At 65.7% G+C, this 19,558-nt stretch carries 22 protein-coding genes and 1 pseudogene; 13 read left to right on the top strand and 10 right to left on the bottom strand.

Annotation, left to right across the window (positions count from 1 at the left end):
- The first annotated feature begins 65 nt into the window (after positions 1-65).
- Complete coding sequence (locus GEU84_RS03510) at positions 66-845, top strand: SDR family oxidoreductase (RefSeq protein ID WP_152824474.1); 780 nt, start codon at positions 66-68, stop codon at positions 843-845.
- 133 nt (positions 846-978) lie between these two features.
- On the top strand, positions 979-2,064 hold the full coding sequence (locus GEU84_RS03505; protein WP_152824475.1) for an ABC transporter ATP-binding protein: 1,086 nt from the start codon (positions 979-981) through the stop codon (positions 2,062-2,064).
- A gap of 103 nt (positions 2,065-2,167) precedes the next feature.
- On the opposite strand, the gene GEU84_RS03500 is transcribed toward GEU84_RS03505, so the two are convergent.
- Positions 2,168-2,524 carry a helix-turn-helix transcriptional regulator gene (locus GEU84_RS03500; RefSeq protein ID WP_152824476.1) on the bottom strand — a complete coding sequence of 119 codons (357 nt, stop codon included), beginning with the start codon at positions 2,522-2,524 and terminating at the stop codon, positions 2,168-2,170.
- Between the two features lie 170 nt (positions 2,525-2,694).
- On the opposite strand from GEU84_RS03500, the gene tatA reads away from it, so the two are divergent.
- The 4 genes from tatA to GEU84_RS03480 are packed head-to-tail and all read left to right on the top strand — an operon-like array spanning position 2,695 to position 5,389.
- Positions 2,695-2,919, top strand: coding sequence for a twin-arginine translocase TatA/TatE family subunit (gene tatA, locus GEU84_RS03495; protein ID WP_152824477.1), 225 nt, complete (start codon positions 2,695-2,697; stop codon positions 2,917-2,919).
- Positions 2,920-2,949: 30 nt separating this feature from the next.
- Complete coding sequence (gene tatB / locus GEU84_RS03490) at positions 2,950-3,663, top strand: Sec-independent protein translocase protein TatB (RefSeq protein ID WP_152824478.1); 714 nt, start codon at positions 2,950-2,952, stop codon at positions 3,661-3,663.
- Positions 3,660-4,559 carry a twin-arginine translocase subunit TatC gene (gene tatC / locus GEU84_RS03485; RefSeq protein WP_152824479.1) on the top strand — a complete coding sequence of 300 codons (900 nt, stop codon included), beginning with the start codon at positions 3,660-3,662 and terminating at the stop codon, positions 4,557-4,559. Before tatB ends, tatC begins: the two co-directional genes overlap by 4 nt.
- Positions 4,556-5,389, top strand: coding sequence for an ATP-binding protein (locus GEU84_RS03480; protein ID WP_152824480.1), 834 nt, complete (start codon positions 4,556-4,558; stop codon positions 5,387-5,389). The genes tatC and GEU84_RS03480 overlap by 4 nt, the downstream gene beginning before the upstream one ends.
- Before the next feature lie 98 nt (positions 5,390-5,487).
- Here the strand turns inward: GEU84_RS03480 and GEU84_RS03475 are convergent, their stop codons facing one another.
- Genes GEU84_RS03475 through surE form a run of 3 tightly spaced genes read right to left on the bottom strand, consistent with a single transcriptional unit; the run spans position 5,488 to position 8,187 of the window.
- Positions 5,488-6,645 (bottom strand): peptidoglycan DD-metalloendopeptidase family protein, encoded by a 1,158-nt coding sequence (locus GEU84_RS03475; RefSeq protein ID WP_152824481.1) that lies wholly within the window; start codon positions 6,643-6,645, stop codon positions 5,488-5,490.
- A gap of 55 nt (positions 6,646-6,700) precedes the next feature.
- Positions 6,701-7,405 (bottom strand): protein-L-isoaspartate(D-aspartate) O-methyltransferase, encoded by a 705-nt coding sequence (locus GEU84_RS03470; RefSeq protein WP_152824482.1) that lies wholly within the window; start codon positions 7,403-7,405, stop codon positions 6,701-6,703.
- On the bottom strand, positions 7,402-8,187 hold the full coding sequence (surE, locus tag GEU84_RS03465; protein ID WP_152824483.1) for a 5'/3'-nucleotidase SurE: 786 nt from the start codon (positions 8,185-8,187) through the stop codon (positions 7,402-7,404). Before surE ends, GEU84_RS03470 begins: the two co-directional genes overlap by 4 nt.
- Before the next feature lie 132 nt (positions 8,188-8,319).
- On the opposite strand from surE, the gene GEU84_RS03460 reads away from it, so the two are divergent.
- Positions 8,320-9,156, top strand: a complete 837-nt coding sequence (locus GEU84_RS03460) for a sulfite exporter TauE/SafE family protein (RefSeq protein WP_152824484.1) — start codon at positions 8,320-8,322, stop codon at positions 9,154-9,156.
- A gap of 95 nt (positions 9,157-9,251) precedes the next feature.
- Here the strand turns inward: GEU84_RS03460 and GEU84_RS03455 are convergent, their stop codons facing one another.
- The 4 genes from GEU84_RS03455 to GEU84_RS03440 all read right to left on the bottom strand — a co-directional run bounded on the left by GEU84_RS03455 (position 9,252) and on the right by GEU84_RS03440 (position 12,936).
- Positions 9,252-10,544, bottom strand: coding sequence for an alpha/beta hydrolase family protein (locus tag GEU84_RS03455; protein WP_152824485.1), 1,293 nt, complete (start codon positions 10,542-10,544; stop codon positions 9,252-9,254).
- A 110-nt stretch (positions 10,545-10,654) separates the two neighbouring features.
- Positions 10,655-10,966, bottom strand: a complete 312-nt coding sequence (locus GEU84_RS03450; RefSeq protein WP_152824486.1) for a hypothetical protein — start codon at positions 10,964-10,966, stop codon at positions 10,655-10,657.
- A 404-nt stretch (positions 10,967-11,370) separates the two neighbouring features.
- Positions 11,371-12,678, bottom strand: coding sequence for an MFS transporter (locus tag GEU84_RS03445; RefSeq protein ID WP_152824487.1), 1,308 nt, complete (start codon positions 12,676-12,678; stop codon positions 11,371-11,373).
- Positions 12,679-12,936 (bottom strand): metal-sensing transcriptional repressor, encoded by a 258-nt coding sequence (locus tag GEU84_RS03440; RefSeq protein ID WP_152824488.1) that lies wholly within the window; start codon positions 12,934-12,936, stop codon positions 12,679-12,681.
- Positions 12,937-13,007: 71 nt separating this feature from the next.
- Here GEU84_RS03440 and GEU84_RS03435 point away from each other — a divergent pair, with 71 nt between their 5' ends.
- The 4 genes from GEU84_RS03435 (at position 13,008) to GEU84_RS03415 (ending at position 15,764) form a co-directional block, all read left to right on the top strand.
- Complete coding sequence (locus GEU84_RS03435; RefSeq protein ID WP_152824489.1) at positions 13,008-13,355, top strand: hypothetical protein; 348 nt, start codon at positions 13,008-13,010, stop codon at positions 13,353-13,355.
- Positions 13,356-13,433: 78 nt separating this feature from the next.
- Positions 13,434-14,123 carry a HupE/UreJ family protein gene (locus tag GEU84_RS21015; protein WP_241427577.1) on the top strand — a complete coding sequence of 230 codons (690 nt, stop codon included), beginning with the start codon at positions 13,434-13,436 and terminating at the stop codon, positions 14,121-14,123.
- 51 nt (positions 14,124-14,174) lie between these two features.
- Positions 14,175-15,149: a DUF6635 family protein gene (locus GEU84_RS03420; protein WP_338144750.1), complete on the top strand. Its 975-nt coding sequence runs from the start codon at positions 14,175-14,177 to the stop codon at positions 15,147-15,149.
- A 111-nt stretch (positions 15,150-15,260) separates the two neighbouring features.
- Positions 15,261-15,764 (top strand): DUF2076 domain-containing protein, encoded by a 504-nt coding sequence (locus tag GEU84_RS03415; protein WP_152824491.1) that lies wholly within the window; start codon positions 15,261-15,263, stop codon positions 15,762-15,764.
- Between the two features lie 459 nt (positions 15,765-16,223).
- Here GEU84_RS03415 and GEU84_RS03410 read toward each other — a convergent pair.
- A pseudogene (locus GEU84_RS03410) lies at positions 16,224-16,366 on the bottom strand (IS5/IS1182 family transposase); the annotation flags it as partial.
- A gap of 600 nt (positions 16,367-16,966) precedes the next feature.
- Entirely contained in the window at positions 16,967-17,734 is a 768-nt protein-coding gene (locus GEU84_RS03405; RefSeq protein ID WP_152824492.1) for an ATP-dependent metallopeptidase FtsH/Yme1/Tma family protein, read from the bottom strand.
- Positions 17,735-18,365: 631 nt separating this feature from the next.
- On the opposite strand from GEU84_RS03405, the gene GEU84_RS03400 reads away from it, so the two are divergent.
- Both GEU84_RS03400 and GEU84_RS03395 read left to right on the top strand, forming a co-directional pair.
- Positions 18,366-18,596: a hypothetical protein gene (locus tag GEU84_RS03400; protein ID WP_152824493.1), complete on the top strand. Its 231-nt coding sequence runs from the start codon at positions 18,366-18,368 to the stop codon at positions 18,594-18,596.
- 200 nt (positions 18,597-18,796) lie between these two features.
- On the top strand, positions 18,797-19,309 hold the full coding sequence (locus tag GEU84_RS03395; protein ID WP_152824494.1) for a hypothetical protein: 513 nt from the start codon (positions 18,797-18,799) through the stop codon (positions 19,307-19,309).
- Positions 19,310-19,558 lie beyond the last annotated feature (249 nt).

The raw sequence follows: 19,558 nt of genomic DNA, 5'->3' as shown, positions 1-19,558 counted from the left end.
GGGTCGGCTTTCGCCCGGTCGCGCGGGCTGGTATGCCATGGCTGCAACCGGCAAAGGGGATGGGCATGGATCTGGGAATTCGCGGCAAACGGGGGCTGGTCACGGCAGCCTCCAAGGGTCTGGGGCGCGGTTGCGCCATGGCACTGGCCGAGGCGGGCGTCGATCTGGTGCTGAACGCGCGCGGGGTTGATGCGCTGGAGGCGACGGCCGCCGAGATCCGCAGCCGCTGGAACGTGCAGGTGACCACGGCAGCCGCCGACATCACCACCGAGGCAGGCCGGGCCGAGGTTCTGGCGGCGGCGGGCGCGGTGGATATTCTGGTGACGAATGCCGGTGGCCCGCCCCCCGGCACCTGGCAGAACTGGACGCGCGATGATTTCATCCGCGCGCTGGATGCCAACATGCTGACCCCCATCGCGCTGATGACCGCGCTGATGCCGGGGATGATCGACCGCGGCTGGGGCAGGGTGGTGAACATCACTTCGCAATCGGTGAAATCGCCGATCCCGCAACTGGGCCTGTCGAACGCGGCCCGCGCCGGGCTGACCGGCTATGTGGCGGGCACGGCGCGGCAAGTGGCCCCGCTGGGTGTGAATATCAACAACCTGTTGCCAGGCATCCATGACACTGACCGCGCGTTGTCGCTGGATACCGGCGTGACCAAGGCGCAGGGCATCACGCTGGACGAGGCGCGCAAGCAGCGCGAGGCCGGCATTCCCGCCCGCCGCTATGGCACGGCGGCCGAATTCGGTGCGGCCTGCGCTTTCCTTTGCTCGCAGCATGCCGGGTTCATCGTGGGCCAGAACATCCTGCTGGATGGCGGGGCCTCGATGGTCACCCTCTGATGCGCGACCGGTCTTGCGATGGGGCAGGGCATCCGGGCGGGCACAACGGTGCCGCAGCCTTGCCTTTGCCGGTGAATGGCGGCACAAGCGGCGGCTGATAGCCGATGCTTTCCGTCAGAATTGAAGGCCTGCCATGTCGCCCCCGCCTGTCCGCCTGCATGTCACCGGCCTGACCCGCGCCTTTGGCGGGCAGCCGGTGGTGGATGACCTGTCACTGACGATTGCGGCGGGGCAGGTGACGTGCCTTCTCGGACCGTCGGGCTGCGGCAAATCCACCACGCTGCGCATGATCGCGGGGGTAGAGCCGCTGGACAATGGCCGGGTGGTGATCGACGGGCGCGTGGTGGCTGACCAGGGCCTGCATCTGCCGCCCGAGGCCCGGTCTGTCGGGCTGATGTTTCAGGATTTCGCGCTGTTTCCGCACATGACCGTGGCGCAGAATGTGGGGTTCGGCCTGCGCGACGCGCGCGATTACAAGGCCCGCCGGGTGGATGCGCTGCTGGAGCGGGTGAACCTGACCGGCTTTGGCCCCAAACACCCGCATCAACTGTCGGGGGGGGAACAGCAGCGCGTGGCGCTGGCCCGTGCGCTGGCCCCGCGCCCCCGTGTCATGCTGATGGACGAGCCGTTTTCCGGCCTCGACAACCGGCTGCGCGACGGCATCCGCGACACCACGCTGGAGGTGCTGAAGGACGAGGGAACCGCCGTGCTGCTGGTGACGCATGAACCCGACGAGGCTTTGCGTATGGGTGATGAAATCGCCCTGATGCGCGCGGGCCGCATCGTGCAGCGCGGCTCGCCCTACAATGTCTACAACGCGCCGGTGGACCGGGCAGCGGCGGCGTTCTTCAGCGACATCAACGTGATACGCGGCACGTCGCGCGGTGCGCTGACCAACACGCCCTTTGGCGCCTTCCTGACCCCCGGCCATGCCGAGGGCGCAGAGGTGGAAATCGTGATCCGCCCGCAGCATCTCAAGATCGACTTTGACCGCGCGGGCCGTGGCCCCAACCCCACGCCGCAGGATGGTACGGCGGCGCGCGGCACTGTCACCCGCGCGCGTTTTCTGGGCCGCGAAAGTCTGGTCGATTTCGCGATGGATTTCGACGGATCACGGCTGACCGCCTCGGTGCCCAACGTGTTCCTGCCCAAACCGGGCACCGCGCTGTGGCTGATGATCCGCCGCGACCGCTGTTTCGTGTTTCCGGCAGGGCGGTAGAGCCTGTCCGACAAAAGTGGAAGCCGGTTTTGTCGAAAGACAGGCGACAAACAAAGAACCAGAGCATGTGTGATGCTTCTATCAGCATCGGACATGCTCTGGGTCAGCCTTCGCCCTCTATTCCCGCTTGCGGCAGCAGGGTTGTCACCTTCACCAGCAGGCTTTTTGCGGCGCGTGCGCGGGGGTTGGCCTCATCCTCGCCCACGTGGCGCAAGCCCTCGGCCAGCGCCTCCAGCTCGTCATGCGTCATCATCATCGGCGGCAGCACGATGGGCGAGCGCAGGATGTAGCCCAGCCCGCGTTCGCCCGTCACCGGCAGGCCGGTGGCCGCCATCACCGCCATGTCGCGCCAGATCGTGCGGGTTGATACCCCCAGCGCGCGCGCCAGTTCGGCAGCCGTGTGCAGCCGCCCGTCGCGCATCATCTGGATCAGGTCGAACAGCCGGTCATCGCGTTTCATGGCCACAGCCTGCGGGGCGGCGGTGGCAGGGTCAAGCCGGACTTACTGACAAAATACTGTCAGTTGCGCGCGGGCCAAGGCGATTCTGCCTTTGAACGCCCGGCGCGTAGGCCTTAAGTGAGGCATGAACCATAACGCGGCGACCCGCCGCCCCGCCGAGGGAGACTATCATGCTCAACAATATCGGCCTGCCGGGCCTTCTGCTTATCGCTGTCGTCGTGCTGGTGCTGTTCGGGCGCGGCAAGATCTCCTCGCTGATGGGCGAGGTCGGCAAGGGCATTACCGCCTTCAAGAAAGGCGTGAAGGAAGAAACCACCACGATCGAACAGGATGTCGCCACGCGCGATGTGACGCCCGGAACCGCAATGCCGGGCACCGAAAAAGACAAGGTGTGACAGGGCTGACGCCGACGGAGTGCCCCGCACATGCTTGATATCGGAATGTCCGAGCTTCTGGTGATCGGGGTGGTGGCGCTGATCGTCATCGGCCCCAAGGATCTGCCGGAAATGTTCCGCACGCTGGGCCGGTTCACGGCCAAGGCGCGTGGCATGGCCCGCGAATTTTCGCGCGCCATGGACAATGCGGCCGACCAGGCCGGTGTGAAGGATGTGGCCAAGGATCTGAAGGCCGCCACCTCGGCCAAAGGCATGGGGCTGGATGCGGTGAAGGATGCCGCGACCAAATTCGAAAGCTGGGATCCGCTGAAATCGCGCCCCACGCTGCCGAAAGGCCCGGCGACGCAGGCCTTGGCCGATGCGCAGGCGGCCAAGAAGGCGGCCGCTGACCCGGCACCGGTGGCGCAGGCCGCCCCTGCCGCGGTTGCTGATGCCGCCCCGCTTGCAGAACCCGCGGCTGTGCCCGCCGACCCGGTGATACTGGCACCGGTGCCGCCGGAACATGTCGCCCCGCCGCCCGCCGCCTCTCCGCCGCCTGCCGCCCCGCCGCCTGCCGCCCCGCCGCCTGCCGCAGCCAAGCCCGGCGGCGCAAAGGCAAAGGCTGCCAGTGACGTTGCGGCAAAACCCGCCAAATCTGCGCCCGCCAAGACCACAGCCACCAAGGCAGCCAAAGCCGCCAAATCGCCCGCAGCCGAGGCCCCGAAAAAGGCCACGCGCAAGGCTGCGAAAAAGGATGACGCATGAGCACCGATGAAATCGACAACAGCTCTGCCCCGCTGATCGAGCATCTGGCCGAACTGCGCACCCGCATCCTCTGGGCGGTTTCTGCCTTTCTGGTGGGCATGATCCTGTGTTTCGTGGTGGCCGAACCGATCCTGAATTTCCTGCTGGTGCCGATCGAGCAGGCGATGCGCGGGCTGGGCGACCCGAACCCTGTGATGCAATACACCGCACCGCAGGAATATTTCTTTACCCTGGTGCGGATTTCCGTGGTGGCGGGGCTGGCGATTTCCTTTCCGGTGATCGGCTATCAGATGTGGCGCTTTATCGCGCCGGGGCTTTACCGCAACGAAAAGGCGGCGTTCCTGCCGTTCCTCTTGGCGTCGCCCGCGCTGTTTCTGGCCGGGGCCGGGTTTTCGCATTACATCGTGACCCCGATGGCGATGACCTTTTTCCTGGGCTTTGCCGATGCGTCCTCGATCGTGGCCGCCTTGCTGCCGAACCTTGGCGAGGTGCCGGCTGATACTTTGGCACCACCCGCCGACAGCGAGGGGATTGCAATCGTCTTTCAGGGCAAGGTCAACGAAACGCTGGATATTTCGCTGAAGCTGATCATCGCCTTCGGCCTGTGTTTCCAGTTGCCGGTTCTGCTGACCCTGATGGGCAAGGCGGGGCTTGTGTCGTCGCGCGGGCTGAAAGGCATGCGCAAATACGCCGTCGTGCTGATCTTGCTGGTGGCCGCCGTGGTCACGCCGCCCGATGTCATGTCGCAGCTTATCCTGTTTGCGGCGGTCTACCCGCTGTATGAAGTGTCGATCCTGCTGATCTCGCGCATCGAGAAAAAGCGCGAGGCGGAACTGCGGGCCCAGGGCCTATGGGTGGACGAGGACGAAGACGACGAGGAAGACGCAAAGGCATGAGCGACGCATTGCACCGCATCGCGGCGGCGCTGGAGCGGATGAGCCCGGCCGCGCCGCCGCCGCCCGATTTCACCGCCGAGGCGTTTGTCTGGCACACCGGCCCTGACCGGCTGGAACCTGTGGCGCAGGTGTCGCGGGTGGATATCGGCTTGCTGATCGGGGTGAACCGCTCTCGCGATACGCTGCTGGAAAACACCCGGCATTTCGCGGCGGGCCTGCCGGCCAACAACGCGCTGCTCTGGGGCGCGCGGGGCATGGGAAAATCAAGCCTTGTCAAGGCTGTGCATGCCGCTGTTCGCGCAGAGGGCCATGATCTGAAGATAGTGGAGCTCAGCCGCGAGGATCTGCCCTCGGTGGGGCGGCTGTTGAACCTGCTGCGCGGGTCGGATGCGCGGTTTTTGCTGTTCTGCGACGATCTCAGCTTCAGCCATGATGACCAGCATTACAAGGCTTTGAAGGCCGTTCTTGATGGCGGCATCGAGGGGCGGCCCGCGAATGTGGTGCTTTATGCCACGTCGAACCGCCGCCACCTGATGCCGCGCGACATGATCGAGAACGAACGCTCCACCGCAATTTCACCGTCCGAGGCGGTAGAGGAAAAGGTATCGCTGTCCGACCGTTTCGGGTTGTGGCTGGGCTTTCACCCCTGTTCGCAGGATGACTATCTGGCAATGATCGCGGGTTATTGCGAGGCCTATGGTGTAGCTGTGGCCGAGGATGTGCTGCGCGCCGAGGCGATCGAGTGGCAGGCCACACGCGGCGCGCGGTCAGGCCGGGTGGCCTGGCAATTCTTCACCGATCTGGCGGCGCGGCAGGGCGTGCGGATTTAGGCGGCGATTTTTCTGCGAAAAATCCGGCAAATCTTCATGTGGCGCGTCAGAAACCTGCCGCAGTTGCCTGATTTTTCGCAGAAAAATCGCCAGTGCAATTATTGCAGGAACGGCATCGGATCGGTGCTGTCAAAGCCCTTGCGCACCTCGAAATGCACGAAAGCCGGGTTGGCGTTGCGCACCACGGCGATGGTCTGGCCGCGTTTCACCGGTGCCCCCTTGGCCACCGTGATGCCGTCGATATTGGCATAGACGGTCAGGATGTTGTCAGCGTGGCGGATGACCACGATGGGCACCTGATCGGTATCCACGGTAATTGCCGCCACCGTGCCATCGGCGGCGGCCTGCACCGGGGTGCCCGCTGCGGCGGCAATGTCGATGCCTTCGTTCTTTTTCGGCGCATAGCCGCGGATGATCGAGCCCTGCACCGGAAAGGCCATTTTCGCCGCCGAGGCCGCCGTGCGGCTGGCCCCCAGATCGGGCGAGGCCGGGGTGTTCTTCACCGGGGCGGCGGCGATCTCGGGCTGTTCATCCGGCAGGGGGCGGGCGGCCGAGGGCGGCTCGGGCGTGGGTGAGCCGCTGCCTGGCGGCGCTACCGGGGCTGCGGGTGCGGGCTGGCCGGGCAAGGCCACCGGGATGATCAGATACTGGCCCTCACGCAGCGCCAGATCGCCTGCCAGCCCGTTCCAGTCGGCCAGCGCCTTGGCCGAGACATTGTAGGTGCGGGCGATGGAATAGGCGGTTTCGCCCCGCGCCACGCGGTGCCGCACGGGTTCGGCCACGCCGGGGGTTGCCGGGGCCGGGGCGGCGCTGGCGGGCACGCGGTCCAGCGCGGTAGTTGCGATGGCCCCCACATCCAGCCCGCCGGCCGCCGGCGCAGGTGCCGGGCTGGCCGCCGCGGGGGCCGCCGCCACGCGGCTGGGCAGGGCCAGAACCTCGCCAGGGCGCAGGGTATCCGTCGGTATCAGCGCGTTGAAGCGGGCCACCTCATCGACATTCAGCCCCACGCGCTGCGCCAGCGTGGCCACCGTATCGCCGCGCTGCGCCACCGCCACCTGATAGCCGGGATAGGACAGCACGCCGCGCTGGTCGGCCTGCGGGCGGTCCGCCGTGGCCTGCCGTGCCGCCTCGGATGTGTTCAGGCTGCCAGAGCGGCGCAGATCCCAGTCGGTGATCGGGCCACCGCCGCAGGCCGACAGCAGCACAAGCACCGAAGTCAGCGTGACGGCGCGCAGGCGCAGGGGGGCATTGGTCATGGCTCGGCCTCATTGTCTTGTCCGGGTTGGCCCCGGTTCTGTCATCATCGGCCGGTCAGTCGGCGGCCATGCCTTCGACCAGCGGCACGAAACGCACCGGGCGAAGTTCCTCGTAATCATAGCGCGGCTCGCGCTTTTCGGGCTTGTCACCCTGCGCCGGTGTCACCTTGTCCTCGATCCGTGTCACCTTGATCAGGTTCTGCACCGCATCGTTCTGGCCCACCGGCAACACCATGATACCGCCGATCCGCAACTGCGCCAAGAGGGGGCCCGGCGGGTCTTCGGCGGCGGCGGTCACAAGTATGCGGTCAAACGGGGCCTGATCGGGCAGGCCGCGGCTGCCATCGGCGGAAAACGCCGTGATATTGGGCAGGGCAAGGCGCTGAAACACCTCGTTCGCCTCGCGCACCAGACGGCGGTGACGGTCCACCGTATAGACGCGGCGGGCAAGCTGGCTGAGGATCGCCGCCTGATAGCCTGATCCCGTGCCCACCTCCAGCACCTTGTCGCGCGGGGTGACGGCCAGCGCCTGCGTCATAAGCCCCACGACCGAGGGTTGGCTGATGGTCTGGCCACAGGCGATGGGCAGGGGCATGTCTTCATAGGCGCGGTCGGCGAACAGGCCTTTCACAAAGGCCCCGCGGTCGATCTTTTCCATTGCCGTCAGCACCCGGGCATCGGTGACGCCACGCGAGCGCAGCGCATAAAGAAAGCGCATCTTGCGTTCCGCGATACTGTCGCCCGATGCGCCTGCCGTCATCCCAGCGCCGCTTGCAGTTCGGCCAGCCGGTCATGCGCCGTCAGATCGGCGCGCATCGGCGTGACCGAGATGAAGCCTTGCAGGTTCACCGCCGCATCGGTGCCGGGCAGGGTGGGCGACTGTTGCGGGCCGCCCTTGATCCACAGGAATTTGCGGCCCGAAGGCGACATGTGCGGTTCCACCGAAAAGGCGGTGTCGCGGCGGAAACCCTGCGGGGCCACCCGGGTGCCCGCGACCTGCGCCGCCGCGACGGGCGGGAAATTCACGTTGTAGAACAAGCGGTAATCCTCGGTGTCCCACAGGCCCTTGTCCAGCAGCGCGCGGATCACGGCCCCGCCGTGCACGCGGGCGGCCTCGAACGGGTCATCCAGTTCGGCGGTGTCGGGGCCCATGAACTGCGACAGGGCAATGGCGGGCAGGCCCTGCAAGGCCGCCTCCATCGCGCCGCCGATGGTGCCGGAATAAAGCACGTTTTCGGCGGCGTTGTTGCCCCGGTTCACGCCCGACAGCACCAGATCGGGCTTCGCGCCCTGCAACACGTCATAGAGTGCCGCCAGCACGCAATCGGCCGGGCTGCCCTCGGCGGCAAAGCGGCGCGGGGCCAGTTTGGCGATCATCATCGGATGGGTGTAGCTGATGCAATGGCCCACGCCCGATTGCTCGAACGCGGGGGCCACGGTCCAGACCTCGCCCTCCGGCCCAGCCAGATCGGTGGCGATGGCGGTCAGCACCTCCAGCCCCGGGGCGTTGATGCCATCGTCATTGGTGATCAGAATGCGCATGAAGCCGCCTTTGCTTGCTGGTGCCCCCTGATTAGACGAGGGCGGGCCGGGCGTAAAGCGCGCAAGGCGAAAGCCCTTGCTCTTGGCAGGCAGGCGGGCGAACAAGGCGGGCCGGTTGCACCAAGGGAGAGCATGATGGAACTGACCCCCGAACTTTTGCTGCTGGCCGGGCTGTTGCTGGTCGCGGGCGCGCTGACCGGCGTGCTGGCGGGCGTGTTCGGCGTGGGTGGCGGCGCGCTGATGGTGCCGGTGCTGTATGAAACCTTCGGCTTCATGGGCTATGCCGAAGAGGTGCGCATGCCGCTGGCGGTGGGCACCTCGTTGGCCATCATCATCCCCACATCCATCCGGTCCTACCGGGCGCACCGGGCCAGGGGGGCGGTGGATGACGCGCTGTTGCGCGCCTGGGCGGTGCCGATCGTGCTGGGCGTGCTGGTGGGGGCGGGCATCGCGCGTTTCGCGCCCACATTGCTGATGCAGGGCATCTTTGTGGTGGTGGCGGGGGTAAACGCGGTCAAGCTGATCTCGGGCACGGTGAAGTGGAACATCGGCACCGAACTGCCCGGCGGCTGGGCGCTGCGGGCCTATGGCGCGGTGATCGGGCTTCTGTCGTCGCTGATGGGCATCGGCGGCGGGCAGATCGCCAATATCATCATGACGCTGCACGGGCGCAGCATGCTGAACGCGGTGGCCACATCGGCGGGCATCGGTGTGCTGATCTCGGTGCCCGGGGCCATCGGCTATGTGTTCGCCGGGCTGGGGCGCGGCGACATTCCGCCCGGCAGCATCGGTTTCGTGTCCTTGCTGGGCGTGGCGCTGTTCGTGCCCACCACGCTGCTGACCGCCGGGCTTGGGGTGCGGCTGGCGCATAACCTGTCGCGCCGGCGGCTGGAGCTGGGCTTTGGCATCTTCCTGCTGCTGGTCTCGGCGCGGTTCGTCTGGGCCATCGGGCAGGAGCTGTTCAGCTAGCCGGGAGCTGGCGGCTGGCGGCTGGGGGTTTCACACCCCCAGACCCCCGTGGGATACTTGTGCCAGCAAGAATAGCCAGGTGACAGTGGCGCATTCTACTCGGCAGGCAGCGTCTCGAACAAAAGCCCCACCGCCGTGCGGTTCTGGAAGCCCCGCCAATAGCTGTGGTCGGCCTGTTGCGTGCCATCCTCGGCCATGGACCAGACCCCCTCGGCCGCGTCGGGCACGAGGTTCAGGTAATCTGCCCGGTCCGCCATGCCCTTCAGATGCAGGTCAAGAAAGGCCGTGGCGAAATGCTGGGCGATGTTGTTCATGCGCAGCGTATCCCAGACCGGATCGGCGTATTGGTCGAACGGGGCCCAGCCCAGGGTTTCCGACACTTTCCACCCTTCCAGCGGCGCGGGGATCGGGGCGGCGGCATTGTGGTTGGCGTTGGTGAAGGTCAGAAGGTGCCGCGTTGTGCCGGTGGTTTCCGCGAATATCTGGCGTATCGCCGGATACTGCGACACGTCATCCACGCTGCCCGCAATCAGCATCAGCGGCGTTTGCACGCCCGCCAGCCCGCCCGCATCCCAAAAGCCGGTGTTGCGGCCCCAGGGGCCGATGGCGATGATCGCCTTGATGCGCGGGTCGGGCAGGGCGGCGTGGCTGGCGCTGCCCGCCAGATGCTCGGCCAGCAGGCGCTGCGGCGGGGCATAATCCAGCGCCACGGCGGCCTCGGTCACGCCTGCGCCGCCAAGGATCAGCGCGCCATAGCCGCCCATCGAATAGCCGATGACGGCGGTATTGCCGGCATCCACCACGCCCGCCATGTCGGGCAGGGCATCGGCAAGGCCCGCCATCTGTTCCACCACGAATGTCTGGTCGCGCGGGCGGTTGTAGAGGGTGGAGCCAAAAGCCGTCTGGTCGTCATAGGTGCTGTCGGGGTGGTCGATGGACGCCACCACATAGCCCTTTGACGCAAGATTCTCGCCCAGATGGCTGAGAAGAAAGCGGTTTCCCGGATAGCCATGCGACAGAACCACCAGCGGGAACGGGCCGGAATCGCTGGGGGCGGCATCGCGCGTGGCCCGGCCCACCAGCGCCACCGGCGTCACACCGTCGCGCAGCAGGGTGCGGTAGGCGATGCCCGGCTCGGCCCCCTCGGCCGCAGGATACCAGATTTCCACCGTCAGCCGCCGGTCATAGCGCGGCAGATCGTCAGCGGTGGCATGGGCCACATTGATCTGGTCGGGGCGGGTGAACACCATCTCGCGCACGCCCACGCCGTAAGGGCCGAACGCGGCCAGCGCGGGTGCATCGGGGCGGGTGCGGTCGATCGCGGTCTGGGCGCTGGCAGCCGTGGCGGCAAGGCCAAGCGCCAGCGTTGCAAGGGTAATGCGGGTCATGGAAGTCTCCGGCAGGTTGCGGCGCGGCCCCATAGGTGCGCCACCGCCGGAAAATGGCAAGCGCGATCCGCTCGATTTGTGAAACATCGGCGGGCGCTTGCCCGCCCGGGTCACATCAGCCGCTGGCCCGCCGTCTGCTGCCAGGTGCCCATGCCGGACCAGAAGCGCTGCAATTCCGCCCGTGTCGCCTCGCGCGGCGCTGCATCCGTTTCACACAGCGAGTCGATGGCCCCCGCAATGGCGGCCTGTCCGCCGATCACCGCAATCTGCACGCCCGAGCGATACAGCTGGATGTAGTCGGGGTCGCGTGCCAGATCACGGTCAGACCGGCCATGCCCCTTTTCCGACAGACGGACATAGGCCGTCCGCGCATCGCGGAAGGCTTCGAAGAGGGCAGAGTAATCGCCAGCTGTGTTCATCATGATGCCGCCGTGTTTGAACCGTTCGTTAGCACAGTTGCTGCAAGGAACAGGCGGAAATTGGGGCAGATTGTGGCTTTTTTAAGGTGATTTGCCACGATCACAGCTTCGGGGGGCCGCGCGCTGCGCGCTGTTCGCGCTTGGGTTGTGCAGCCGCCCTGTCCCCGACGGGTGGTGTCAGAATCTGCGATGCGTGGCAAGGGGGGCGCGCAGCCACCCCACGGGGGGCCAGCCAAAGATGGCGCTTCCGCCGTGGCTTTTCCGGGGGAAAGCCAGATGCCTGCGCGCGATCAGGTGGCGTGCGAACGGTTGGCCCGTGGGGTGGGCTTGGCCGCTGCCCTGCGATTCCTTACGCGCAGCACAATGGCCTGCGCGACGCCGACATGTCTGAGGGCCGGCTCTGCGGCTCAGGCGGCGCGCGGCCAGCGGCTATGCAGGTCGTCGATGACAAAGGCATGGGCATGGCGTGGGCCATGGTCTGCCAGATGCGGGTGGTCCGGTGGCAGATCGGCGTGGTCATGTGGCAGTTCAGCGGCATCCCGTGTGGGCCAAAGGCGCAGCACGGCCACCAGCCCCGCAGCGCCAATGGCGGCCAGCACCAGCGCGGCGGCAGTCAGCCCCGCCCCAGCCCCGATCCATCCGGCCAGCGGATAGGTCACAAGCCAGCAGGCATGGCTCAGCGCGAATTGCGCGGCAAAGACGGCGCCCCGGTCGGTCTTGCGGGCGGAACGGTTGATGATGCGGCCGATGGGGGCCTGCGTCAGCGAAAACCCGAAGCCGATCAGCGCCCAGAGCGCCACCAGACCCACAAGGCTTCCCACCAGCGGCACCAGCGCCACGCCCGCCACCATCAGGCCTGCGCCCCCGATCATCACCGGGCGGTCGGTCAGCCGCGCCAGGATGCGGGGCAGCAGAAACGCCGCCAGAATCGAGCCTGCCCCGAAACCCGCAAAGGCCAGCGCCACCGATTCCTCGCCCAGACCCAGCCGGGCCTGCACCAGAACCACGGTGTTGACATAGACCATCGCCCCTGCAGCGGCGACGGCAGCCTCCATAACCATCAGCCCGCGCAGACGCGGCGTGCGGGCATAGATGCGGATGCCTTTGGTCACGTCGGCCCAGAACCGCCCCGGTTCACCCCGAGCCCTGTCCGGCAGGCGCGTGGTCAGGACCAGCAGGGCGGATGCGGCAAAGCCCAGCACCGTCCCCGCAAACAGCACCGGAAAGCTGACCACCGTCAGCAGCAGCGCCGCGAGCATGGGCGAGGCCAGCTGTTCCAGATCCTCGGCCAGCCGCAGCAGCGACAGGGCGTTGGTGTAATCGTCCTCGTCCGGCAGCACATCCGGGATCACCGCCTGAAACGCCGGGGTGAACCCCGCCGAAGCGGCTTGCAGAAAGAAGATCAGTACGTAGATCTGCCAGACCTGATCGGCAAACGGCAGACAGGCGATGACACCTGCACGGATCAGGTCCAGCGCCACCAGAAAGGCCCGGCGCGGCAGGCGTTCGGCAATGGCTGCGGCCACCGGGGCCAGTGTCACATAGGCCACCATCTTGATCGCCAGTGCCGTGCCCAGCACCGCGCCCGCATTGTCACCCGCAAGCTGCCAGGCCAGCAGCCCCAGCGCCACAGTGGCAAGGCCCGTGCCCAGAAGCGCCACGATCTGCGCGGCGAACAGGTGGCGGAAGGTCGTGTTGCGCAGGGTGCCCAGCATTTACAGCAACTTCGTCAGGGATTTGATTTCGGCCAGATCCTGCGCGCCACCGGCGGCCACGCAATGGTCGATGTGATCGTGGATCAGCGCCCGCTTCGCCTCGGCCACCGCGCGTTCGACGGCGTGCAACTGAGTCGCGAGGTCCACGCAGGGGCGCCCTTCCTCGATCATCGCGATGACCCGGCGCAGATGCCCCTCGGCGCGTTTCAGCCGGGCGGCGATGGCGGGGTGGCTTGCATGGGTATGGGGTTCTGACATAGACAAGGCGTAACCCCCCTAGGGGGATAAATCAAGTTGGCGGCGCGGCGTGCCGCGCCTGAAAGGGGCAGATGCCGGGTTTCGGCAGGATCATGCAGGCGCTGGCCGCACTTATGCTGCTGCTGTCACTGGCTATCGCGCCGGTGACGGATGCGGTCACGCATGGCCCCGCCACCCTTGTGGCCGAGGCCGAACACGCGGCCTTCCATGCCGAGCGTGGCGGGCACTGGTCGGCCGCCGACCACACACATCACGATGCCTCCGTTCATGATCACGCCTCGCCCGCCATTCTGGAAAGCCGCGATGCGACGCGCGTTGAAATCGTGGCGCCTGTCGAGCCGGCCAAGCTGTCACAGATGGCGGGTGTGATCCGCGACGGGCCGCGACGCCCGCCGCGAGCCGCAGACCTGACGGCCTGAACCGGCCCTCGCCCCCGGGCGCGCGGCCAGAACAGAGACTTTCCTGACAGGACCACATATCATGCCCGATCCGACCGGATGCCAGCGCGTATCTGGATAGTTCTTGCCACGCTGCTGCCTTCCCTGCTGCTGGCGGGTGCAGCACTGGCCCATAACGTGACCGAAGGCGACGCCGGTTACGTGCAGGAGGTTTCCGGCTTCCTGCCCATCCCGTTCATCTATCTGGGGGCCAAGCACATGGTGACCGGATACGACCACATCCTGTTCCTGCTGGGTGTGATCTTCTTTCTCTACAAGATGAAGGACACCCACGGCGACGGATCAGGCAACAGCATCAGCTATGAAAAGGGCCGCGCCGTTCCCGCCGACGCGGGCGAGTTGACGGCCGCCTTCACCGGCAACCATGGCTGGTTCTGGCGCAACCGTGGCGACGCCCCCCGTCACCGTGACGTTGCGCGTCAGCGGTGCCTACAGCGAGATCAAACGCTACGACTGAACACGGGGCGGGTGGCCGGCGGCCACCCGTTTCCCTTTGCGTCTTTGCGGTGCAGAGGGGCGAAACGTCCGGCAGGCAGGGCTTTGTCGCACCTGCTGACGATTTGCCGGCATGCGCCCGCCGGACCGACTGCTGAAAGTTGTGCTGATCGGGTGCCCTTGCGGGGGTGGACGGGTTTTCAGGCGCGCCGGTGCACCCTACATTGCCGGAAAGGGGATTGTGTCGGCCCCCGGGCAAAGCCCTTTGCGCAGGCTGATGCGATCGGAACATGATCATACTGCCATGAAAACCATCGTTTGCGAAAGCAAATCAACAGGATCGGAGTGCGGCTCCTGACAGCGGAACCCGCCAGACACCGTGCGCGTCAGTCACAACGGCCCGCGGATCAACCGGACCGGGCTGCGCGGCGCGCGCGGGTGGATGCCTTCGCGCGGCGTCATTTCACCTGGCCGGGAACGCTGCATCTGCATGGCGCCGCCTTCGGCTGGGATATTCTGCGGGCCCCGGTCAATGTTATGCTGTCGCCCGTGCTTGTGCTGGTGCGGAGCGTGGCGTGGATGTGCCGAAAGCTGCGCATGCCGCGCGTGGCCGAGAGGTTGCTGGCGTTGCGGCTGTTGCTGCGGACGGCCGTGTCGGCGCGGGTCGAGGCTGCCATACTGACCGATCTGCTGGATGTCTCGCTTGCCCCCGGCCGCGCGATCCCCGACCGCGCGTCGATGGCGCGGGCCATCCTGGCAGCGCCACGGTTCCGCGAGATGATGCGCAGCCGGGGCACTGTTGCCGCGGCCGAGGCTACGGCGGAGCGGATCATTGGCGCGGTGGGCGATTACACCGCCACGCGATCCTCGATCGCCGAGTTCACCACGGGCCTCGTCACACTCGCCATCGGGGCCATCGTGTTCCAGGCGCTGACCCCGGGCATGATGTCGATGGCCCCCGGCGTTGCAGAGGCGGTGTCACATGGCAATGCCGTTGCGGATTTCCCGCTGGGGCGGGGTCTGGGCGGGGTATGGTATGGGGTATTTCCCGTCGGGCCGTCGCCGGGGCTTGTTGCCGCCACCGTTGCCGTGCTGATGCTCGTGGGGTCGGTGGTCGCCGCCTTTGCCGGCGTGCTGGCCGATCCGGTGCAGGTGCGGCTTGGCATCCATCGCCGCAGGCTGGAACGCCTGTTCGCCACACTGGATGCGGAAATGGACGGCACCCGCGCCACACCCTTTGCCGCGCAGGAACATTTGCTGCCCCGCACCTTCGATCTGTGGGATGTCGCGCTGTCGCTGTTGCGGGCGTTTCGTGGCTGATCCGGCGCGGGTCAGGCCATGGACCTTCGCCACCACCGCATTGTGCCCGGCCCTTTCGCAAGGGGCTGGCCGATCCTATCTGTGGATCTGTGTCAGACCAAGGAGCCAGACATGGATACCAACGACCAGCAGGCGATCCGCAACCTTTTCGACAAGCTCGCCAATGTCGAGCGGCAGATGCCCGCACGCGATGCCGAGGCGGAGAACTACATCAATGCCGCCATCGCCCGGCAGCCGGGCGCGCCCTATTACATGGCGCAGACGGTGGTGGTGCAGGAACATGCGCTGAACGTGGCGCAGACGCGCATCGAAGAACTGGAGGCAGAGCTTGCCGGGGCGCGCCAAGCGCCACAGGGCGGTGGGTTCCTGTCGGGCCTGTTCGGTGCCGGTGCCGCGCCCCGGCAGGCCACACCCGCGGCCCAGCCGATGCGGCAGGGTGCCCCGGGCGGGTTTCTGGCCGGCGCTGCGCAGACCGCGATGGGGGTTGCGGGCGGCATGATGCTGGCCAATGTGCTTGGCGGGATGTTGGCAGGCCCGGCAGCTGCCGAAGAGGCGGCACCGGAAGACGAGCCCGGCTTTGATGAGGGCGGCGGCATGGACGATGTGGATTGGTAGCAGGGCTGGCGGCTTGCGCCATTGCACCGGCAGCCTGAGGAACGGCGCGGCTACCAGACCGGCCGCACGCCGGAAGCCGGTGTCACAAGAGGCGGGGCGCATACGCGCGCCCCGCGACGTGGCGTGTGGGGCGCGTCAGCTTGGCGAAGGTCGCGATGAATCGCCTGGCCTTGGCCAATCGGGTAGCCGGAAGGACGAGGCGTAAGACGCGGTCTTGTCGTGTCATGCTGTAGCCCCTTCAAGTGTCGCCTTCAGAATGGCGCGCACTGCATTGATTTTTATTCCATTATTGTGAGAGCTGTGCTTCGGCCAGTGTCTTTGCAGGACTAAGACTCACCCCCGCGTCACTCCTGTGCCGAAAGCTGCTCAATCGGGGCGGGTGGACCACATGGTGCATTGTCTCAATACGCGCTCATCCCGCAAGACTTCGCGCGCCCAGGGTAAGGGCCCGTTCCCGGTTCATAGCCAGAACATGACTGTGGCAGCCAAAGCGACGGCGGAATCGAAGACCTTCGGCCATCGGCGTCGCGGGTTGCGACCATGCGCCAGTTCTTCAGGCGCCTGAACATGATCCCTATTCTGTTGCTTCGTGTGTAGCCTCGGCTGATATCATGGCCGGGCACTGTGTTCAGCACCTGCGCCTTGGTGCTGCCAATCTTCCTCTCGCTCTCGCAGATGTATGTGGTGATGTCATCGCCCAGCGTCCCGCCCATCACCACCGCGCGCGCCGCTTGAAGGTTGGGGCAACGGATGCCGCGCTGCCGTCTCGCATGATCCGCAGTTGTGCGGTATAGGACGTGCTGCCGTGCTTCCTGCGGCGTCCGGTGATCGTGCCCATGGTCTGCGAACAAGCCCCCGATATTTTGCTACATTGTAGCAACTCGAAAATCGGAAAAAGCGCAAACCATTGAAAGCTCTCCGGAAATGGAATCGAGACGGGGTGCGGCGAAGTGAGCAGAACAGCAGAGAAAACCAATAAAGACAACGCTCACAAGCTGTCCGTCGCCCCGATGATGGATTGGACGGCGGTCTGAATAATCACTTGTTTTTCAAGGGGTTGGGTAGGTTTTTTTTCTGGTGGAGTACCGGTGGAGTACTCTCGCCGATTTTTGATCGGACAGCGTCGGCCTGAAAGATACCAAAATCATATGTGTTGCCAACCGAAAAGTGGATCGGCAACACATCTTGCGCAAGCTGCATTGCTATGCTGCGACCGAGGCTTGCCGGATAGCGCAATCCGGACCTGAAAGCAGGTATTCGATATCTTTCCGTGACAAATGCCCGCAATCAAGAAGCGCCCGGGCGAGATTCTCCAATATCTGCAGATGTGGCTCAAGCAGGGTGTTCGCGCGTTCCGCCTGCGCCTCCAGACGTGCAGAGACGCTCTGGCGCTCTGCTTGACCGATCAGCCCGCCGTAGTCATCAGGCTCCCACACTAGACCGTTGCGACCGAGCCCTGTCGAGCGTTCGATCTGCAGGGCGAGCCTCGTTGCGATGGCAAGATCGGAGTTCGCCGGGCCGCCCGCGCCTGCGGATGGAGTGCCGAGGGTCAGGATTTCTGCGGCGCGACCGGCCAACGTGTATGCAATCTGGTTCTCATAGTCCGACACCTTCCCCTCATTGGCATGACGATCGAGCAGGATTTCTCCCCCTCCGCCCTGGATCTTCATGGACATGACCTCACCCATCCCCGCGATGTGGGCATAGAGGGCATGGCCTGCCTCATGCACCGCAATCCTCCACGCCAACGGCCCGAGGTTGACGACCTTTCCCTTCAGGATGGCGGTGATCTGGTCGGTGCCGAGCGGCAGGGTGCCCGTCCGCGCCGCAGCTTTTGCTTTGCGGATCGCCCCGACGATTTCCGCAGGTGTTTTCCCTGCCGCAGCCCGTGCGACAACGGCCAGATCGACGGGCGTGTCCCTGCCGAGTTCGTGGTGCAGCAGCCGTTCAATGGCAACGGGGCCAGGCATTGGGACGATTCGTAAGCGTAGGCGTCACGCATCTGCATGGTCTGTCCTTTCTGCGGTGAGGGTGAAATCCGCGCACATGCACCTGTGGCGGATGCCGTTGACACGGACACCGAATGAGCCCGGGTCAAGGACGCCGCAGGCGCGGGCACAGCCCGCAAGGCCCATTGTCTAAAAGCACGCAGGGCTTTTCGATGATGGGCCGCAGTCCTTGAGGCGGGCTTATTCGGGGGCCATACCGGAGGTTATCCTGCCCACGGGGGTTCATGTGTGTGTGTGTCCAACGGCAGGGCGTGGCCCCGACGCATCCTGCGCGCGCCAGCGCACAGCAGGATCGGAGTGGTCACAAGCCCGGCTGGGGAATGCATGACACGCGCCGCCGCAGGCGCAAGCGTCCTAGCGAGGGAGCGGCATAGCGACCGAGCGGGTGAGGTCCGAAGTGCAGGGCAAGATGCAGACAAGCCCGCCAGGGCGCAGGCCAGCGCAGCCCGTAACGCAGGGCCGGGTGTGATGGCGGAAGATCGCGCAAGGGACCGCGCCCTACTGGACGCGGGCACGCAGCCATGGCGGAATGCTTGCGCAAGGCGGTGAAAAGCGTTCATTGTCTTGCCTCTAGCCAAAGAAGGAAGCCCACATGACACGCGAAGAAGCCGAGGACATTGCACGGTCCATCAACGTCGCCCGCGAGGCCATGGCTCACAGCGCCGAAGCTCTGAAAGGCATAGCCCTGGTGCAAGCCGTGCTGGAAGATGTGGTCACATCCGCAGCCGACATGACCAAGGCCGACTTCGGCCAGCTCTGCCGCCCCGCCAATGCCGATCAGGCCGCAAAGCTGCCCCGGCCCGAAGGCACATGGGACGAATAATCGTCATTGTGGCGAAAAAACCGAATTGACAGGTTCGCGAAATCTAGCTCACGCCTTGGGGGTTGGGGGGGGCCTGCGGCCCCACAAGCTTGAGAAGCGCAGCTTTCGGAGGCTTGCCCGAAATGAGCATCACAGCACCGACGCGGCAACAGAGGTACGCCTCCATGGCCCGCATTGCTCACTAAAGGACAGCCCGTCATATGACCAGAAAAACCAGCAGACAGCCCGCAATCATCACAGATGAACAGCGCGAAGCCGTCACAGTCGATCAGATCACCCTGCACGATGGCACAGAACTCTCGCAAGCGCAGTCAATCGCCGCATATCTGCACGCAACCGAACAGCACATGTCTTTCGACCTGATCGCAGTCCAAGCCGGATACGCAAGCGGCTCAAGCGTGCGAGGGTTTCTGCAATCGGCAAAGGGACGGGCTGGGGTGGAAGCCTGCCTCAGACAGCACTTATTACCCGCTGCACGGATCGCTTTGCACACGATGATAGAGCTCGCGCAGAAGGCGAAAAGCGAGAATGTGCGGCAGCTTGCAGCGGCTGACCTGCTGGATAGAGCAGGGTTCACAAAGAAGCAGGACCACCGCGCGCAGGGCGACAGCCCGTCGACGCCGACAGGCGGCGTGTCGATCAGCATCAATCTCGGTGGAGACAGCCCGCCCACGGTGATCGAAGCAAAGTTCCAGCAAATCGAGCCAAACTAAGAGGGGTAGGAGGGGGGCGGGGGGAAAAAGAGGGGGGCTTGAGGAGGCGACCCCGCCGACACAGACAAAATGCAGGGTTCCAGAGGATCGGATGAACAGCGGTGATCAGCATGTAGCAAAGAGCCGAGGCTGTGTGAAAACCTCCAGATATGGTATGCTTCCTGCGATACAGGAGTGCATTTATGTCAGGTTTCATTGAAGGGGTAGACCGGGATCAGGTGACGCTGTTTCCGGACCGTCTTGAGGACT

The sequence above is a fragment of the Fertoeibacter niger genome, from assembly GCF_009380135.2.
GTDB classification, from domain to species: Bacteria; Pseudomonadota; Alphaproteobacteria; order Rhodobacterales; family Rhodobacteraceae; genus Fertoeibacter; species Fertoeibacter niger.
This window is presented reverse-complemented; position numbering and strand designations above follow the sequence as displayed.

What these genes read in the sequence shown, in the direction of transcription:
- GEU84_RS03510 (WP_152824474.1), top strand. Translation starts at nt 66, where the DNA reads ATGGATCTGGGAATTCGCGGCAAACGGGGGCTGGTCACGGCAGCCTCC.
- GEU84_RS03505 (WP_152824475.1), top strand. Translation starts at nt 979, where the DNA reads ATGTCGCCCCCGCCTGTCCGCCTGCATGTCACCGGCCTGACCCGCGCC.
- GEU84_RS03500 (WP_152824476.1), bottom strand. Translation starts at nt 2,524, where the DNA reads ATGAAACGCGATGACCGGCTGTTCGACCTGATCCAGATGATGCGCGAC.
- tatA (WP_152824477.1), top strand. Translation starts at nt 2,695, where the DNA reads ATGCTCAACAATATCGGCCTGCCGGGCCTTCTGCTTATCGCTGTCGTC.
- tatB (WP_152824478.1), top strand. Translation starts at nt 2,950, where the DNA reads ATGCTTGATATCGGAATGTCCGAGCTTCTGGTGATCGGGGTGGTGGCG.
- tatC (WP_152824479.1), top strand. Translation starts at nt 3,660, where the DNA reads ATGAGCACCGATGAAATCGACAACAGCTCTGCCCCGCTGATCGAGCAT.
- GEU84_RS03480 (WP_152824480.1), top strand. Translation starts at nt 4,556, where the DNA reads ATGAGCGACGCATTGCACCGCATCGCGGCGGCGCTGGAGCGGATGAGC.
- GEU84_RS03475 (WP_152824481.1), bottom strand. Translation starts at nt 6,645, where the DNA reads ATGACCAATGCCCCCCTGCGCCTGCGCGCCGTCACGCTGACTTCGGTG.
- GEU84_RS03470 (WP_152824482.1), bottom strand. Translation starts at nt 7,405, where the DNA reads ATGACGGCAGGCGCATCGGGCGACAGTATCGCGGAACGCAAGATGCGC.
- surE (WP_152824483.1), bottom strand. Translation starts at nt 8,187, where the DNA reads ATGCGCATTCTGATCACCAATGACGATGGCATCAACGCCCCGGGGCTG.
- GEU84_RS03460 (WP_152824484.1), top strand. Translation starts at nt 8,320, where the DNA reads ATGATGGAACTGACCCCCGAACTTTTGCTGCTGGCCGGGCTGTTGCTG.
- GEU84_RS03455 (WP_152824485.1), bottom strand. Translation starts at nt 10,544, where the DNA reads ATGACCCGCATTACCCTTGCAACGCTGGCGCTTGGCCTTGCCGCCACG.
- GEU84_RS03450 (WP_152824486.1), bottom strand. Translation starts at nt 10,966, where the DNA reads ATGATGAACACAGCTGGCGATTACTCTGCCCTCTTCGAAGCCTTCCGC.
- GEU84_RS03445 (WP_152824487.1), bottom strand. Translation starts at nt 12,678, where the DNA reads ATGCTGGGCACCCTGCGCAACACGACCTTCCGCCACCTGTTCGCCGCG.
- GEU84_RS03440 (WP_152824488.1), bottom strand. Translation starts at nt 12,936, where the DNA reads ATGTCAGAACCCCATACCCATGCAAGCCACCCCGCCATCGCCGCCCGG.
- GEU84_RS03435 (WP_152824489.1), top strand. Translation starts at nt 13,008, where the DNA reads ATGCCGGGTTTCGGCAGGATCATGCAGGCGCTGGCCGCACTTATGCTG.
- GEU84_RS21015 (WP_241427577.1), top strand. Translation starts at nt 13,434, where the DNA reads ATGCCAGCGCGTATCTGGATAGTTCTTGCCACGCTGCTGCCTTCCCTG.
- GEU84_RS03415 (WP_152824491.1), top strand. Translation starts at nt 15,261, where the DNA reads ATGGATACCAACGACCAGCAGGCGATCCGCAACCTTTTCGACAAGCTC.
- GEU84_RS03405 (WP_152824492.1), bottom strand. Translation starts at nt 17,734, where the DNA reads ATGCCTGGCCCCGTTGCCATTGAACGGCTGCTGCACCACGAACTCGGC.
- GEU84_RS03400 (WP_152824493.1), top strand. Translation starts at nt 18,366, where the DNA reads ATGACACGCGAAGAAGCCGAGGACATTGCACGGTCCATCAACGTCGCC.
- GEU84_RS03395 (WP_152824494.1), top strand. Translation starts at nt 18,797, where the DNA reads ATGACCAGAAAAACCAGCAGACAGCCCGCAATCATCACAGATGAACAG.